Annotated in this window: 15 protein-coding genes; 10 read left to right on the top strand and 5 right to left on the bottom strand. The window is 32.0% G+C overall.

What is annotated here, in order from left to right; genetic code table 11:
* The first annotated feature begins 50 nt into the window (after positions 1-50).
* A complete protein-coding gene (locus EAG11_RS02350) occupies positions 51-1919 on the top strand; it encodes a beta-galactosidase family protein (protein WP_129537718.1) in 1869 nt (622 codons plus the stop codon).
* Between the two features lie 62 nt (positions 1920-1981).
* Here EAG11_RS02350 and EAG11_RS02345 read toward each other — a convergent pair whose 3' ends face one another.
* From EAG11_RS02345 to EAG11_RS02335, 3 genes are all read right to left on the bottom strand, one after another.
* Positions 1982-2383, bottom strand: a complete 402-nt coding sequence (locus tag EAG11_RS02345) for an OsmC family protein (RefSeq protein WP_129537717.1) — start codon at positions 2381-2383, stop codon at positions 1982-1984.
* Positions 2383-4401, bottom strand: coding sequence for a LysM peptidoglycan-binding domain-containing protein (locus EAG11_RS02340; protein ID WP_129537716.1), 2019 nt, complete (start codon positions 4399-4401; stop codon positions 2383-2385). The genes EAG11_RS02345 and EAG11_RS02340 overlap by 1 nt, the downstream gene beginning before the upstream one ends.
* 66 nt (positions 4402-4467) lie before the next feature.
* Positions 4468-6390, bottom strand: coding sequence for a LysM peptidoglycan-binding domain-containing protein (locus tag EAG11_RS02335; RefSeq protein WP_129537715.1), 1923 nt, complete (start codon positions 6388-6390; stop codon positions 4468-4470).
* Between the two features lie 171 nt (positions 6391-6561).
* Between EAG11_RS02335 and EAG11_RS02330 the strand changes: the two genes are divergently transcribed.
* Positions 6562-7500: a hypothetical protein gene (locus EAG11_RS02330; protein WP_129537714.1), complete on the top strand. Its 939-nt coding sequence runs from the start codon at positions 6562-6564 to the stop codon at positions 7498-7500.
* A gap of 68 nt (positions 7501-7568) precedes the next feature.
* Here the strand turns inward: EAG11_RS02330 and guaA are convergent, their stop codons facing one another.
* Together guaA and EAG11_RS02320 are read right to left on the bottom strand one after the other, a co-directional pair.
* A complete protein-coding gene (gene guaA, locus EAG11_RS02325) occupies positions 7569-9098 on the bottom strand; it encodes a glutamine-hydrolyzing GMP synthase (protein ID WP_129537713.1) in 1530 nt (509 codons plus the stop codon).
* A gap of 270 nt (positions 9099-9368) precedes the next feature.
* Positions 9369-10091, bottom strand: a complete 723-nt coding sequence (locus EAG11_RS02320; protein WP_129537712.1) for a hypothetical protein — start codon at positions 10089-10091, stop codon at positions 9369-9371.
* A gap of 294 nt (positions 10092-10385) precedes the next feature.
* On the opposite strand from EAG11_RS02320, the gene EAG11_RS02315 reads away from it, so the two are divergent.
* The 8 genes from EAG11_RS02315 to EAG11_RS02280 all read left to right on the top strand — a co-directional run bounded on the left by EAG11_RS02315 (position 10386) and on the right by EAG11_RS02280 (position 18297).
* Positions 10386-11303 carry a DnaJ C-terminal domain-containing protein gene (locus EAG11_RS02315; RefSeq protein ID WP_129537711.1) on the top strand — a complete coding sequence of 306 codons (918 nt, stop codon included), beginning with the start codon at positions 10386-10388 and terminating at the stop codon, positions 11301-11303.
* Positions 11296-11601 (top strand): chaperone modulator CbpM, encoded by a 306-nt coding sequence (locus EAG11_RS02310; RefSeq protein WP_129537710.1) that lies wholly within the window; start codon positions 11296-11298, stop codon positions 11599-11601. Before EAG11_RS02315 ends, EAG11_RS02310 begins: the two co-directional genes overlap by 8 nt.
* 153 nt (positions 11602-11754) lie before the next feature.
* On the top strand, positions 11755-12306 hold the full coding sequence (locus tag EAG11_RS02305; RefSeq protein WP_129537709.1) for a hypothetical protein: 552 nt from the start codon (positions 11755-11757) through the stop codon (positions 12304-12306).
* A 56-nt stretch (positions 12307-12362) separates the two neighbouring features.
* Positions 12363-13283, top strand: a complete 921-nt coding sequence (locus EAG11_RS02300; RefSeq protein WP_129537708.1) for a phytanoyl-CoA dioxygenase family protein — start codon at positions 12363-12365, stop codon at positions 13281-13283.
* Positions 13284-13803: 520 nt separating this feature from the next.
* A complete protein-coding gene (locus EAG11_RS02295; protein ID WP_129537707.1) occupies positions 13804-14190 on the top strand; it encodes a RidA family protein in 387 nt (128 codons plus the stop codon).
* Between the two features lie 116 nt (positions 14191-14306).
* The gene (locus EAG11_RS02290; RefSeq protein ID WP_129537706.1) at positions 14307-15554 is read left to right on the top strand and encodes a voltage-gated chloride channel family protein; all 1248 of its coding nucleotides are present in this window, start codon (positions 14307-14309) and stop codon (positions 15552-15554) included.
* A 75-nt stretch (positions 15555-15629) separates the two neighbouring features.
* Positions 15630-17111 (top strand): rhomboid family intramembrane serine protease, encoded by a 1482-nt coding sequence (locus tag EAG11_RS02285; protein ID WP_129537705.1) that lies wholly within the window; start codon positions 15630-15632, stop codon positions 17109-17111.
* Positions 17112-17292: 181 nt separating this feature from the next.
* The gene (locus tag EAG11_RS02280; protein ID WP_129537704.1) at positions 17293-18297 is read left to right on the top strand and encodes a bifunctional oligoribonuclease/PAP phosphatase NrnA; all 1005 of its coding nucleotides are present in this window, start codon (positions 17293-17295) and stop codon (positions 18295-18297) included.
* Positions 18298-18302 lie beyond the last annotated feature (5 nt).

Here is an 18302-nt window from a genome sequence, read left to right as displayed (position 1 = left end):
TATAAAGTGCCCTCTTGTTTGTTATGCGTACCACTTTTAAGCAAACCAAAATGAAAAAAATCTATTATTTAGCCCTCTTATTTTCTTTATTAATAACAATACCTCTATATGCTCAACCAAAACAAACTTTTGCTATAAGCGATGGTAATTTTCTATTGAATGGTAAACCTACACAAATCCATTCGGGCGAAATGCACTATTCTCGAATTCCACAACAATACTGGCGTCATCGCCTAAAAATGATGAAATCAATGGGATTAAATGCAGTAGCAACGTATGTATTTTGGAACTATCACGAAATAACTCCTGGAGTTTGGGATTTTAAAACAGGTAATAAAAACGTAGCTGAATATATTAAAATAGCACAAGAAGAAGGCTTATTCGTAATCTTACGTCCAGGTCCTTATGTATGTGCCGAATGGGAATTTGGAGGCTATCCGTGGTTTTTACAAAATGTACCTAATATGGTAATTCGTGGCAACAACAAAGAATATCTAACTGCAACCAAAGCCTATTTTACCGAATTGTATAATCAGGTTAAAGATTTACAAATTACTAAAGGAGGTCCTATTATCATGGTACAAGGAGAGAATGAATTCGGTTCTTATGTTGCACAGCGAAAAGACATACCCTTAGAAGAACATAAAAAATATAGCGCGGCTGTATTCCAACAATTAAAAGACATTGGTTTCGAAGTTCCTTTCTTTACTTCTGATGGAAGTTGGTTATTTGAAGGTGGCGCCTTACCAGGAGCTTTACCAACAGCAAACGGAGAAAGTGATATTACTAAACTAAAAACGGTAGTCAATCAATTCAATAATAATCAAGGCCCTTATATGGTGGCAGAATTTTACCCTGGATGGTTAGATCATTGGGCAGAACCATTCCCAACTCAAAAACCAGAACAAACCGTACGTCAGACAAAAAAATATTTAGACAACCAAGTTTCGTTTAATTATTATATGATTCACGGAGGAACAAACTTTGGCTTTACTTCTGGTGCTAATTACGACAAAGAACACGATATTCAGCCCGATATGACGTCCTACGATTATGATGCTCCGATTAGTGAAGCTGGTTGGGCAACTCCAAAATATAATGCACTTAGAGAATTATTAAAAACAGCCGAAACTCCAGACATTCCTGCCAAAATACCTGTAATAACTATTCCGAATATTAAGCTTACTAAAGCAGTCGATTTAGCTGATTTAAAATCAAAAATCACTCCTGTAATAGAAGACAATCCACTAACATTCGAACAGTTAAATCAAGGTAACGGTTATGTTTGGTACAGCAAAAAATTCACTCAGCCCATTAGCGGAAAATTAGAATTAAATGGATTACGTGACTATGCAATAGTATATGTAAACGGAAAAAAAGTAGCTGAGTTAAATCGTTATTATAAAAAGTACAATTGCGAAATCGAAGTTCCCTTTAATGCTACTCTAGATATTGTTGTTGAAAACATGGGACGTATCAATTACGGAGCACAAATTAATGCCAATAATAAAGGAATTATAAGTCCTGTTATTATTAATGGAGAAACAATTACTGGCGATTGGGAAATGTATAAATTACCTATGACTTCTGAACCAGATTTGATAGCATACCAAAATTCAGCAAAAACAAACCGTCCAACTTTATACCAAGGTACTTTTAAACTTAGTAAAACTGGAGACACATTTTTAGATATGCGCGATTGGGGTAAAGGAATTGTATTTATAAACGGAATTAATATTGGTCGTTACTGGAGTGTTGGTCCTCAACAAACACTATACGTACCAGGATGTTGGCTTAAAAAAGGTAAAAACAATATTACCATTTTTGAACAAAAAAATGAAACTATTCAAAAAGAAGTAAAAACAATAGATACTCCTATCTTAGAAGACCTGAAACCCGAAAAAGGTATACCGAATTAAAAATTAAAAAGCCATCAAAAAATATTCTTTGATGGCTTTTTAAATATGGATTTATTACAAAACTACTTCCAGTTAAAAGTAATTCGCTTTTCGATTTCAGGATGTAAACTCAAGAAAACTGGGCAAGTCATACCAGCTCTCTCCAAGATCGTTTTACTTTTTTCATCGTCTGTTCCTTTCATTTCAAAAACAATCTCTATTGCTCCAATTCTTCTAGGTTCAGCACTCATTATCTTAGTAACATCAGCAGTAGAGTTAGCAATATCAACATTCATATCACGGGCTTTAATTCCCATAATAGTCATCATACAACTTGCCAAAGCATTTGCTACAGTATCTGTTGGAGAAAAAGCTTCTCCTTTTCCATTATTATCTAAAGGTGCATCAGAAATGATTTCACTTCCTGATTGTACATGTATTGATTTAGTTCTTAAATCTCCTAAGTAGGTTACTTTTGATGTCATTAGTTCGCTTCTTTTATTGTTAAATCACTATCGTAATACAAGATGTAAACGCCTTTATTGGCATAGCCTCCATCTTCTTTTTTATAAAATTCAAATTTATTATCTATTTGTTCCGTTGCGATTTCGTTTGCAGTTTCCTCATAGGTTTTCCCCTGAGACAAACGCATCATAGTATCAAAAGTAACATCAAAACCTCTGGTAGCATACGTATTTGGATTGATCTTATTTTTGATTCTATACTCTTTTTCAAAAATAAGTGCACCTGAAGATTCATTTTCACGTGTTATTGATGGATACATTAATTTCAACTTAGTCAAACTTTCAAAGCTAACCTCGTCTGTGTCTAATGTATTATTTGGTTCTAGAATTACCAACTGTACTTGATATGCCGACATAGAACTCAATAAAACTTTAATTGTAGCATTAATCATAGCCGTATTAGCTGTTTCCATTACGACATAATTCATTCTGTTAGGTACAAACTGAATTTTTAAACCTGCAGGATTAAAATCACCTGCTTCTGTGACTGGTGCAAAAATTACTCCTTTTTGGTTTTGTTGAATATATTGTCTTACTGATTCTTTTTTCTTATCAACAACTGCAATTATATTTCCTCCTTTAGAACGCATATAATCAAACATAGCATTCCTAGTAATATCGTTCGAAGGAATAGTCTGATACAGATTATCAAAAGCATTCCCTTTATCTTTAGACAAAGGAGAAATTACCGGAACATCGCTTTCTAGTAATAACTTAGCAGTTGACTCTGCATTGCTTTGGTAGAATGGCCCGATTACTGCATCGGTTTCTTGTAATCTATTATTTTGAATAATTGAAGCTACATTTGAACCTCCTTTAGTTTCTTGCGAATCAAAAATAGAAACATCTATTGGTAATCCAAGAACTTTAGCCGAGTCTATTGCCATTAATGCCCCAGAATAAAAATCTAAAGTCATACTTAAAAACTTGTCTTTCTTCAAACGACTAGCAGTGCTTGTTGTATCATTTTGAATTTTAGATAAATTAAATGGCAACAATAACGCTATTTTCTTACGATCATTAGATCCTCTCTTTTTAGATAAAGTAACAATCTCTTTAACCTCTTCTTTAATTTCTGGTCTAGTTTCTGATTTTATTTCTGGTGGTGGCATAATTCCAGCAGGAACTTTCAAAATCATCCCTTCTTGAACTCCTCCGGATAGTGTAGGATTCAATTTTATTAATTCGTCTTGCGATAAACCAAATGTTTTAGACAAACTATATAATGTTTCCTTTGGTCTTACCTGATAATCTGCATACGATACTTTCTTAACAGTTTCAATTACTGGAGACTTCACTTCATTTTTAACAATAGGAGCTGTAGTCGCAACAGTTTTTGGAGCAGTTCCTTTTATAGTTAAACGATATCCTACTGGCAGGTTAGGAACAACTTCTGGATTGCGTTTTTCTAATTCTTCTACTGTAATTCCGTATTGTTTTGCAATCGAATATTTAGTTTCCTTTGCCAAAACATCATGATAAACATATTGCTCTTTTTTAGCAGGAACTAACTTTGTGGCAGGTATTGTTTTTGAATCTTTTGCGGTACTATTCCCTGAAGGAATAACAAGCGTCTGTCCTATTTGTAAACCATCTTTTTCAAGAAATGGATTGGCTTTTTTTAAAGCTTCATCTGAAATGTTATATTTTTTTTCAATCCCAAAAAGTGTTTCCTTAGCCACTACTTCATGCGTAATTGTTCCATTTGTTTTTTTAGGAGTAACTGTTGTTGCTGTGACTTTTTCTGAACTTGTAGCTTTTCCTGAGTTATTCGGGATCAACAAAACACTATCCAGCTTTAATCCTCTTTGTGCATCAGGGTTCAGTTTATAAATATCATAAGGAGTCACCTTATATTTTTGCGCAATTTGGTTAATTGTTTCCCCCTTGGCAACAGTGTGTTTACTAATTTTATCCTGTGAAAAAACAGAATAAGATATCAAAAAAACGGTTGTAATTAGTATTGAAATGTATTTCATAATATGGTAAAAAATTTAAAACAAGGTAGCATTTCTGTATAAAACAAGATTCATCATACCTGTTAATTATTTGCTAATGTATAATTCTAATTTAGCAATACTCCAATTTTTATAAAGTGGCGTATTTTCTTTTTGTTTGTACTTATATAAAGCTTCTTCTATGTTTTCAAAAGCATCAGAATAAACATAATACGATTGGCTGTTTACATTATAGAAGAAACTGGCATTAAAATCACCTGTGTCTATCAGCTTCATAATAAACTGATCTCTTTGCGTAGCGTCTGTAAATATACCTAAAACCAAATAATATCCGTTAGGAACTGCTTTTAGGTTATCAAAAACTTCAATCTTTACCTCTTCATTATTATAAAGTGGATCTTCTTTTATCTTCTGCTTTATTTCATCTAATGATAACGTCGTAATCGGAGTTTCAGTATTTATTTGATTATGTAATACTTTATCTTGGTATCTTTTTAATTTTACCAAAGCCAATCTATCATCAAATTCGCGGGCTTCAGATCCGTAAAACGAAGCTTTACTTATTCGTCGTTTTACTTCTATTTTTTTCTGAGTATCTAATGAATCAATTTTAGCAATCAATTTTTGATTCTGAGCATCATTTTTCTCTTGATCAATTTTATAATACTGGATTTTTTCTAAAGAAAGACTTTGCAATAACGTCTCCCCAGTTTTATTTTTAATATTCTCACGAACCTTTCTTTTGTACTCTTGATTTTCTTCAACAGCGATTCGTTCTACTTTATTCATCAAGCCAGCATAAGACTTTCTGTTCTCTGCTAATTCTTTTTTTAGCTGAGATGATAATTCGTTAGTCTTTGAAATGCTTTCATACGATTTCTTCTCTAACCGTTTGGACTCTTTCATATTCAAGATATCCATCTTTTTTAATTCAGTTAAATCATCAGTCATAATTACAACCAGTGAATCTAATTTTGACATTAAGACTTCCTGAACATTTTTATTAGCTTCTAAAACAAGTCGCAGTTTCTCAATCGAATTACCTTTTAAACCATCCATGCCCTTAAGATCAACATTAAGATCGTTGATTTTAATTACTTTTTGGTTCATCTCTTTTTGAATCACCAATCGATCTTTTAAATCTTCTAATTCGATTGTCTTAGCTTTGGTTTTTTCGACTACAACTTGTTTCTCTGCCAATGCAAGCATCAACTCCTCATTATCGTTGGTAGGCGTAATTTCTTTAATATTAATAGCTAACTTATTACCTTCAACTAATCCGTTTACAATCTCAGGATTTTGAGACTCAAGCTGATCTATTGTAATTCCATATTTTTTAGCAATCGAATATTTTGTCTCTTTTGGAGCTACAACATGAAAAATAGTCTCTCCATTTATAATACGAACTCTGCCATCGATTGTTTTTCTTTTATTCGGAATTACAATTGTTTGTCCTATCTGCAAACCATTTAATAAGATATCCTTATTTAAAGTTTCCAAATCCTGAACCGAAACATTATATTGTCTGGCAATACTAAATAAAGATTCTTTTGCTAAAACCTGATGCATTGCTTTAGAAGAAGTAACTGTATTTATAGAGGCATTTTTTACTTTACTGTTGTTTTCTTGTGGAATAATAAGTTCCTGACCAATTTTTAATCCATCAGCAAGGATTGAAGTGTTTTCATTTTGAATGGCTTCGACACTCACATTGTATTGTTTTGACAATCCAAACAATGTTTCTTTGGCAGCAACTGTGTGTGTAAGTTGTTTGATTTCTGTCTCCATAATTGGAGTATGCACAGGAATCCGGACAATCTGGTTATCCCTTAATCCGTTTTGTGATTCGGGATTTAATTTGTAAATCTCATCTAAGGAAACTTTATATTTCTGGGCTATGAAATAAGCAGTTTCTCCTTTTTGAATTTTGTGTTCAATGATTGATTCTTGTGCTGTTATTTTGTTAAACGACAAAATAAAGACAAGAGAAATCGTCAAAAGTTCTCTCATAAATAGTAGGTTTGAAAAAATTAAGGCATTACAAATGTAATGCCTTAATTTGAAAAATAATACTGTTCCAATTCAATTGTTTTCTTATTATCCCATGGAATTACAATTCAAATAATCAATACATAAGTTTTTTCCGTATTTTTGTTTGTTAAATTTAACAATAAAGCTACAATGAAACTTAAATTACACCTTGTTACGCCTTTTTTAATTTTTTCTATTGGTCTATGTGCGCAGAAGAAAAAAGTAACAAAACCACAGCCTGACGCTTCAAAGATTATACAACTATCGAATTCTGTTATTGATCTTAGTAACTCCTATTCTAAAACATTAGAAAACTATAAAAATATTGCGTCAAATGTCCAATCTAATGTAGAACGGTTGGTTAAAAATCCAAATTTGACACCGCATGCTGTTAGATGTGATCTAACTGTCCAATCCAGTATACAAACTGCCTACACAGCAACACTTAATGCTGCTCCAGTATTTGATGAAAAAATGGCCATTAAAAAAAACGTATCCGAGGGAGAAAATAATATTAAGTCTGTGAGCAAATGGTGCACTGCATTAAGCAACTATGTATCAAATAAAGATTTTAAGGAAGATAAAAAACTAATTAAATACAATCAAATCAACGATAGCCTTTTATCTAATATAAAAAAATCTGAAATATCATGGAGAACTGCTGGGCATCTAGCATCTGATGCTGGAAACAAAGCTGAACTTGCTTTACTAAAAAACAGCCCCATCGCAAGCTTCGTAATTCCTATGAAAAAAGATTTAATTGATTTAAATGCTGTTTTTGACATGTTTCAAACAAAAACTCCTGACGTTAACACAATAAAATCAGCTCTAAGCACACTAAAAACGTCTATTGAAACAAACAAAGACATAAGTAAAAAAGACACCTCTAAACTAAAAGATGCATACTATAAAAGTGTATATGAAACGTTTTATCGAAAATGTTCATCTGCTACAGAATCTTTAAATACAGTAACAGACAGACTGCAAGAAAAGAAATTAGATACAGCTAATATTGAAAACTGGTTCGACAGCGCTTCAAGTGATTATAATAATGCTGTACAAAGTTACAATACCTTTGTTTCACAATAGTCTAAATAACAATGCCCATATTTTCATATGGGCATTGTCTTAATATATTTCAGAGAGATAATCAAAGATTATTCCCACTCAATTGTTGCAGGTGGTTTTGAGCTGATATCGTAAACTACACGATTCACACCTTTTACTTTATTTATAATGTCGTTAGAAACTTTCATTAAGAAATCGTATGGCAAATGTACCCAGTCGGCAGTCATACCATCAGTAGATTCTACAGCTCTAAGCGCTACTACTTTTTCGTAAGTACGCTCATCACCCATTACACCAACACTATTTACAGGAAGCAAAATTGCGCCTGCTTGCCAAACTTTATCGTACAATCCCCAAGATTTTAATCCGTCAATAAATACGGCATCAACATCTTGCAAAATTTGAACTTTCTCAGGAGTAATATCTCCAAGAATTCTAATTGATAATCCAGGTCCTGGGAAAGGGTGTCTTCCTAATAACTCTGGATCTATTCCTAAAGAGGCTCCTACTCTACGTACTTCATCTTTAAAAAGCATGCGAAGAGGCTCAACAATTTTTAATTTCATGTAATCTGGCAATCCACCTACATTATGGTGAGATTTAATCGTTGCAGAAGGTCCTTTTACAGATACTGATTCAATAACATCTGGATAAATTGTTCCTTGTGCCAACCATTTTACATCTTCAATAAGGTGTGATTCATCATCAAAAACTTCGATAAATACACGACCAATCGTTTTACGTTTGGTTTCTGGATCACTGATTCCTGCTAATTCGCTAAGAAAACGATCTCCAGCATCTACTCCTTTTACGTTTAAACCCATTCCTTTGTATTGATCCAATACATTTTGGAATTCGTTTTTACGAAGTAAACCGTTATTTACAAATATACAGTATAAGTTTTCACCAATTGCTTGATTTAATAATACAGCAGCTACAGTCGAATCTACTCCTCCTGACAATCCTAGAACTACTTTGTCATTACCTAGTTTTTCCTTCAACTCTGCCACCATTTCTTCAACAAAAGCATTTGGTGTAAAGTTTTGAGGAACTTCAGCAATTTTTACTAAAAAGTTCTCAAGCATCTTTGATCCATCAGTTGAATGAAAAACTTCTGGGTGATATTGAATAGCATAAGTAGTTTCGCCTTCAATTTTGTAAGCAGCAAATTCTACATCATGCGTACTTGCTAATTTTACTCCATTTGTAGGCAAAGCTTTGATACTATCACTATGACTCATCCAAACTTGACTGTTTTCTGAAACACCTTCAAAGAAAACTTCGTTTTCCTTAATATAAGATAAATTGGCTCTACCATATTCTCTAGTGTTTGAAGCAGCTACTTCTCCTCCGCTAAAATGAGCTAGATATTGTGCTCCGTAACAAACTGCCAACATTGGAAGTTTACCACGAATTTGAGATAAATCTGGATGTGGAGCATCTTCTGCACGAACAGAGAATGGGCTTCCTCCTAGAATTACTGCTTTATAACTTGATAAATCACTCGGAAAATGATTATAAGGGAAGATTTCGCAGAATATATTTAATTCGCGAACTCTACGCGCAATAAGCTGAGTATATTGCGATCCGAAATCTAAAATAAGTACGTTGTGTTGCATGCGCAAAAATACTTTTTATATTCCGAATTGAAAAATCAGAGCAATGAAAAAAATATATTTTTTTTATCACCATTCACTTTTTTTACTAAAAGCTCAGAAAATCAGAGATACAAAGCCTAAAAAAAATTAATAATTACTCGTTAAAAGTAATTATTTCAATGTATAGAAACATCAATATGCAAAACCTAAAAAGATTCAAAAGGAAATTAAAAGTCTAGAAACTTAATCCCTTTTGAATCTTTCATTATTTATAATTTTTAAAAAAATAACTTATTCTTCTTTAATAACAACTATTGATGCCTTAAAACCAGCAGCAAGATTGTTCCAATAATCATGAATAACTACATTTTTATTATCATCTAATATTTGTATCTCAGCAGTATTACCTCCCAAACTACCAATATTTAATGCTTCAAATTCCATTTTATTAAATCCTTTATCCAAAACTATTCTAATATCCTTATAATTACTATCCAAAAAAACTTGAGACTGTATTATCTTGTCATTAGAAGATACTTTTACCAAATCACCATCAATAGCTCCAAAATCTCTAAGTCTTATAATAAAATAATTTGCTTTAGTTTTAAAATCTCCAAACGAAATATTTTGCTTAAGCAAAGCCCCTCTACCTTCTTTAAGGCCTTGATCTTTTAATGTTTTATCCAAATCTTTTTCCATCCCAGGCACATATCTGTCTCCTGGATTTGCAAATTCATTAGAAGGTGTCATTGAGAAACTATTTGTTGTTTTTCCTATTTGATACGAAGAATTTAATTGTGATTGCACAGGCGCGATACTTGTACTATTAAAAACATTTGGTGCCTTTATACCAGGCATTTCCATTGGTGGAATAATTGTTCCAGGTGGTGGAGTTTTCTTAGGCTTAATACCAAAATTTGCTGGAGGAATTGGTTTAAACTTAGGTGCAAATTCTACTTGAGCAGATGCCGAAAGGGTTGTAATTAATAATATAAAAAATAAAAGCTGTTTCATTCAGGTATAATATTATGGAATCAATTTTTAGATTTTTTCAAAATCATAGGGATATATAGCAAAAATAGCATAATTAAATTGTGCTCTACAACTTTAAGAGATTTATAACAATATATTAGGCTAATTTTTGGATGCAAAAAACCTGCCAAAAAAACACAACCTACTACTTTTATATTGACAGCATCCTATAAAGGGACTTTCAAATATTCAAGATACAGAATATACTATTTTGATAATTAATAACTTATTCATAACTTCAATGTTTTAATTTACCTTTATTAAAAACTCAAAAGAATGGATTATATCGACTATTATAAAACATTAGGAATTACAAAATCTGCTACAGAAGCCGAAATTAAAAAGGCTTATCGAAAATTAGCTCGTAAATATCATCCAGACTTAAATCCAAATGATAAAGAAGCTGAAACAAAATTCAAAGAAATAAACGAAGCAAATGAAGTTTTAAGCAATCCCGAAAATCGAAAAAAATACGATAAATTCGGTAAAGACTGGAAACATGCTGACGAGTTTGAAAAAGCAGGATATGACCCTAACCAGCAACAATATTCTAAACAACAACAAAATAACAGCAATTATTCTAATTTTTCTGGAGATGATTTTTCAGAAAGTGATTTTTCTGATTTCTTCAATTCTATGTATGGATCCAGAAGAAGCAGTAGAAGTCAAGTTAAATATAGAGGTGCTGATTTTAATACCGAATTGCAATTAAACCTCACATCGGCCTACAAAACACACAAGCAAAGTCTGGTCGTTAATGGCAAAAATATCCGAATTACAATTCCTGCTGGTGTAGAAAACGGACAGATTATAAAAATCCCTGGACATGGAGGCCCTGGCGCTAACGGGGGTCCTAATGGAGATTTATATATCACGTTTGTAATTGAAAACAATTCAGATTTTAAACGAGAAGGAAACAATCTATATGCCGATGTTGATCTTGATTTATATACCGCAATATTAGGCGGAGAAGTTTTAGTAAATACTCTTGATGGAAAAGTAAAAATAAAAGTCCCACCAGAAACACAACCCGGAACTAAAGTTAAATTAAAAGGAAAAGGGTTTCCTGTATATAAAAAAGAAAATCAATTTGGGGACCTATATATCACTTACACCATAAAAATCCCAACAAAATTATCTGAAAAAGAAAAAGAATTATTTAAAGAATTATCAAAAATAAGAAATCATGAATAACAAAAACTTAATCCAAATAAAACAATTTTGTCTATATCATGAAATTGAAGATAACTTTATATCTAAGCTGAATGATTATGGACTGATAGAAATTATCATTCTCAAAGAAGAACAATATTTACAACCAGAACAATTACCTTCTATTGAAAAAATGATACGAATGCATTATGATCTAAAAATTAATTTAGAAGGAATTGATGCCATTGCCCATTTACTAAATAAAATCGAAACGCTTCAAAAAAACCTCACTGCTACACAAAACAAGCTTCGCCTTTTTGAACAATATCAAGTTGAATAATTTGATTGTAAACAATTATTAAGGTTTAGATAATATTAAAGACCAAACAATAAAAAACAGGTATTTATACCTAATAATACTATTTCCGAATAAGTTATTTTTGAGAGATTTTCTTTTAAAAAAACACAGTTAAATTTTCTAAAAACACAAAGCATGAAAACCAATTCTATTCCATTGATTGACATTAATCTAAATAGTAGTGCTTTAGAAAACAACTCTCTCATCGCAATTCCTACTGGACTAAAACCCATGTACCATTTTACAAAAGGAGATACAGTATCCGCAATTTCTGTAAAATTAAATAAAGGTAAAATTAAATTATCATCAAAAATTGCTAAAGTCTCTTTTAGCATTGACAACAAACACCTAAGTCATTCTGAAAAAATGGTATATGTTTTTGTACCTAGTAATGACATACCTTATTTAATTTGCGATGCAAACCTTCCTTTCTTACTTTCAACTGGAAAATACACAAAAGCAAGTACTCTAATTCCAGGACAAGAAATCGTTGACAAAAACGGAAACCCTGTATTAATTGAAAGTATTTCAATAATAAATCACAATGGTAAAGGGTATAATATTTCGACAAATGCAAAATGGGACAATACACCTAATGGTCACTTATTACTTGCAAATGGTATTGTAATAGGTGATTTTACATTACAAGTTTATTTTGATCAAATACCTCTTGAAATGACACAATAAAAAGGCAATCCATATTTATCACCCTTAATTATCGAATCACAACTACACATAAAACTATGCCTTGGAACATTCTTGAAAGTCTATGGAACCGCATCTTAAACCCAAATAAGGTGGTTACTACTGATGAAAATTTAACTTGGGACAAAGAAATTGAAATGCTATACCGATTAGGGATTAGTATGGAAGATACGTTACAATATTTATATTTTGAAAAGCCCGATTTTGAAGCTTTTAAAATTTGGGTAAATAAAAACAAAAAGAATACTCCTCTAGAAACCGAAGACCTTACAGAAAATGTACTATCTGATGATGATCTCGAATTTTGGAATATAAATGGATATGTTATTATAAAAGACGCTATCCCTAAAGAGCATTGTGAGGACACACAACGTGCTATTTGGGATTTCTTAAAGATGGATCCTAATAAAAAAGAATCTTGGTATGAAAGCCATCAGGAACAAAAAGGGCTAATGCTTAATTTTTCAGACCACGAAACATTAAACAGAAACAGGTTTTCTCCTCGCATAAAAAAAGCGTATGAACAGCTATACAAAACTACTGAGATATACAAAACGATAGATAAAGTAAGTTTTAATCCCCCAGAAACTCATGAATTTACTTTTTTGGGAGGTGCTCTCCATTGGGATGTTAGTTTAAGTTTACCTATTAGTTTTGGGTTTCAAGGACTGCTCTATCTTACTGATTGTGGTGCTCAAGATGGTGCTTTTCATTGTGTTCCTGGATTTCATAATAAAATAGATTCTTGGTTAAAAAATCTTGATCCTACTATAAATCCTAGAGAAGAAATACTCAAAATAACGCAACCTGTACCTATAGTTGCAAATGCCGGAGACTTTATAATATGGCAAAACACATTGCCTCATTGCGCATCGGCAAACCAAGGAACAACTCCTAGAATGGTGCAATATCTTACTTACTTTCCTAATGATTTTACTAGCAGCGACAAATGGATATAATTTGTAATATGCTATAAGTTACTTTCTTGTTTATATTTAAAAGCAATCATTAATTGATCTGCAATCAATACTCATTTTGTACGCAATCTCTTGAACAATGTCATTAAACTAAGCTTTTTGAACTAAAATTTTTCTCGCAAAGACGCAAAGTCGCCAAGTTTAGATACATTTTCTTTGCGATTTTGCCTCTTTGTGCGAGATTTAATCAGGAACATCACAGCAGTTTCCTCAACTTAATAGCATTAATCTCGCGTGAGGGATGGCAACAGAAAGCCCACAGCCTGACGAAGGAAGTGCGAGGACTTGTCGTGTCCCGATAGCTATCGGGAAGCCCGACCCGTAGGGACACGCCCAAATCTTGAAGTTTTATCACAAAAACTGATTATTTATAAGGAATTATTAAAACTATTTTAAAGCCTTTCTTGTACATTTTTCATAAATTGCAGTACATTAATCTAACTATGAATTACTCTTAAAAAGCCACTAAAAGCAATTCAAAAACACACAAAACAACCTTAGAATGAAAAGAGAAAACATCCTGACAGGATCTCCTTGGGAAGACAAAATGGGATATTGTCGTGCAGTTCGCATTGGTAATATCGTAGAAGTTTCGGGAACAGTCGCTATTGTTGATGGCGAAAAAGTTAAAGCCGATGATGCTTATGCACAAACGTTGAATATTCTGGAAAGAGTAGAAAAAGTATTAGAAGACTTAGGAATTGGAATGAAAGATGTAATTAGAACACGTATTTTTACTACCGACATTTCGACTTTTGAATCTGTAGCTGGAGCACATTCAACCTTTTTTAAAGATATCAAACCTACAACTGGTTTTTACGAAATTAGTAAACTAGTTTCTCCAGAATACTTGGTAGAAATAGAATTTACTGCGGTAATTGTAGATTAAAAATCAGAATCTAATTATAGCATTCAAACACGAATTTCACTAATTTGTTTGTGAAATTCGTGTTCTAAACTGATTTATTATATTTGTACTCAAACAAATATTGTTACCCCTTTTTAATGAATTTAAAAACAAAAATACTTCTCGCTCTCAAATGGATTTTCATTTGTGTTTTGATAGGTATTTTATCGGGCTCAGCTTCGGCATTTTTTTTAATTACTCTAGAGTTTGTTACCCAATACAGAATCCATCATGACTGGATTATTTGGCTCTTACCTATTGGCGGATTACTTGTAGGTTTTAGTTATTATTACTTAGGAAAAGATGTTGTAAAAGGTAACAATCTGCTACTTGAAGAATACGAAAATCCCAAGCAGATTATTCCGTTAAAAATGGCTCCTTTAGTCTTTTTTGGAACTATAATCACGCATTTATTTGGTGGTTCAGCTGGTCGCGAAGGAACTGCTGTACAGATGGGAGGCGCAATCGCTGACCAATTTACCCGAATCTTTAAACTCGATGATTCTGAAAGAAAAACATTGATTATTTTAGGAATCAGTGCCGGTTTTGCTTCTGTTTTTGGAACGCCATTAGCTGGAGCTGTTTTCGCTCTTGAGGTCGTCTATTTCAGTAAAATTAACCTAAAAAGCATTTTATTATCTTTCATAGTGGCTTATGCAGCCTATTTTACTGTCGAGATTTGGCAAGTAAAACACACTCATTATAGTATTCCGCTTGTTCCAGAAATTACTGCGACTAACTTATTTTATACTTTAATTTGTGGAGCATTGTTTGGATTTGCTGCTTTATTATTCTCTCGTAGCACGCATTTTTGGGGTTCATTATTCTCTAAAACTATAAAATACCCTCCTCTTCGTCCTTTTGTTGGCGGAATCATTCTGGCAATTGCTATTGCTGGTTTCGGTTTTTCAAAATTTTCAGGTTTAGGAGTTCCGACAATTGTTGATTCATTTACAAATACAAATGCCTGGTATGATTTCTTGCTCAAAATTCTCTTTACTGGATTTACTTTAGGCGCTGGTTTTAAAGGAGGCGAAGTCACTCCATTATTTTTTGTAGGTGCTACTTTTGGCAGTGCTTTATCGCTTGTAGTTCCTATGCCAATTGCACTTCTAGCCGGAATGGGTTTTGTTGCTGTATTCTCTGGAGCAACTCATACTCCTATTGCATGTACCATAATGGGAATAGAATTATTTGGGATTGAAAGTGGAATTTACATTGTTATTGTTTGTGTAATAGCCTACTTATCATCAGGTTCTGTAGGTATTTACAAGTCACAAATTGTAAAAGGTCCTAAGTATAAATTGTATCAGAAATTAAAAAGAAAAAATACTAATTTTTTATAATCACAACAATCAATTCTCTTTAAGAGATTTTTTGTAGTATTGTTCCTTTAACCGTAACTGATAAATTCTAATAAAATGGCTTTTGGACTACCCGCATCATATCACCAATATACACCTCTTATTACTAATTTATCCCGTTCACAATTTATCGCTATTGCAATTAAAATCTCTAAAAAACTAAATTGGATTTTAGTCGAAGTAAGCGAAAATCAATTAATAGCAAGAACCACAAATACTAAAAACACCTGGGATGAAAATATTTTTGTAGGTTTTAAAGATGATGCTATATACATAAATAGCTCCAGCAATGGAAATCAACCTTATGACCGTGGCAAAAACAAACGTAACGTAGAGGCTTTTCTAGATTTATTTTATGAAATTATAATAGAAAAATCAAATCAAGATTTAGAAGAAATTTCACCCGAAGAGTACATTAAAATAGAGCAAACAAATATCTCTCAAGAAGAAGTACATCACGCTAGTATTACTCATTTTTATTCTATCCTTTCTATATTTATTCCTGTAAAAAATTATTTCATTACTCCCATTCTGATTAATTTAAATATTCTTATTTTTCTAATCATGTGTTTTTCTGGAACCAACATGTTTTTACCAGAAACTCATGACATAATCGATTGGGGTGCAAATTTTGGCCCATTAACAACCGAAAATGATTGGTGGCGATTACTTACTTCTTGTTTTATACATCTTGGAATTTTTCATTTATTATCAAACTGTGTTGCATTGGCATATGCTGGTTTACTTTTAGAATCTTACTTAAAAAAATGGGGTACTATTGTTACTTATCTTTTTAGTGGTATAATAGCCAGCTTAGCTAGTTTATACTGGAATGTAGATATGGTATCTGCTGGTGCATCTGGAGCTGTTTTTGGCATGTATGGAATATTGTTAGTTACAGTTTTGTCAGGTGTATTAAACAACAAAATAAAACCCCATGTACTGTTAATAATTGGTCTCTTACTTATTTCTAATTTTTTTGGTTCTAGCAAAATAGTTGATGATGCTGCACATGTTGGAGGTTTTTGTGCCGGAATCTTATTTGGAATTATACTTACTATAACAAATAAAAAAAAACAGATTGGTTTAATATGTATTTCTTCAATTGCAACAGTAATTATTATAGTTTCATTTATTTATCTCAAAAAGTCAAAAACTTATATTTATGAAATAATTGAGTATGAAACTGGAATGCAAGAATTTACTAATATGGAGAAAATGGCCTTGGAAGCATATGGTATTTACAACAAAAATGATAAAGATGAACTTCTATACATGATTAAAGATAGGGGGATTTATTATTGGAATGAAAATATCGTTTTAGTAAAAAAATTAGATAAATTATACTTACCAGAAAGAATACATATACAGAATAAAAACATAATAACATATTGTGAATTAAGAGTTAAGATGTACGAGTTAGGTTACAATAAAATAAATGGAAACACAAATAAATATGATAACGAAATGGCCAAACTAGATGCTCAAATAAAAGAAATAGGAGACATAATTAAAAAACAAATTAAGAATAAGAATTAATAAAATCATTTTATACTAATTAGTTTACTTTATCTTACTTAGCATATAAATTATAAAAAAATCAAACCATAGTTACGCAAAAATTTAAAAAGAGAAAAAGTGATTTCTTATAATCTTATAAAAGCATGTTAATGTCTAAAATGTTTTCAGGTTTACAGTAAAAAAATGTAAATTCGCACACATGAAAATACAAGACATTCAAGCCATAAAGTTGTTATTAGCAACTCCAAAAAAGATTGCCATAATTCCACACCGAGGTCCCGATGGGGATGCTATGGGTTCAACCTTAGCTTTATACCACTTTTTATTAAAAAATAACCATGAGCCTGTTGTAATTGCTCCAAATGATTTTCCTGATTTCCTTGCATGGTTACCAGGTTCTGAAACTGTAAAAATATTCGAAAAAGATATCGATAATTGTACTAAAATTCTAGAAGAAGCCGAGATTGTATTCACACTAGATTTTAATGCTTTTCACCGCACTGGAGAAATGGAGCATACTTTAGCAAAGCTAAAAGCTCCGTTTATCATGATTGATCATCATCAAAAACCGGATGATTATGCAGCTTATATGTATTCTGATACTTCGTTTGGATCTACTTGCGAGATGGTTTATAATTTCATTTCATTTTTAGACAAAAAAGAAGATTTAGATAAAACTATTGCAACTTGCATCTATACAGGAATATTAACTGATTCTGGTTCTTTCCGTTTTCCTGGAACAACGGGAAACACGCACCGTATTATTGCTGAACTTATTGATTTAGGTGTTGAAAACACTCAAATTCCAATTTTACTTTTTGACAATAGTTCATACAGTCGCTTACAATTACTTGGAAGAGCATTGCAAAATATGAAGATTTTAGCTGAGCACAAAACTTCATATATGTCATTAACTCAAGCCGAATTAGATGAGTTTAATTATGTAAAAGGCGACACTGAAGGAATCGTAAATTACGGACTAAGCATGAAAGGCATTGTTTTTACAGCTATATTTATTGAAAATAAAGATGAGAAAATAATCAAAATTTCTTTCCGTTCGCAAGGTGGTTTCGATGTAAATGAATTTGCTAGAGCTCATTTTAATGGTGGAGGCCACAGCAATGCTGCAGGAGGAAAATCACTTGACTCAATGGAAGAAACTCTGAAAAAATTTGAAGACTTAGTAACCAAACTAAAAATATAACAACC

This window comes from Flavobacterium sp. 140616W15, from assembly GCF_003668995.1.
GTDB lineage: Bacteria > Bacteroidota > Bacteroidia > Flavobacteriales > Flavobacteriaceae > Flavobacterium.
Note: the sequence above shows the minus strand (reverse complement) of the source record. Positions and strands in the feature narration are given on the sequence as shown.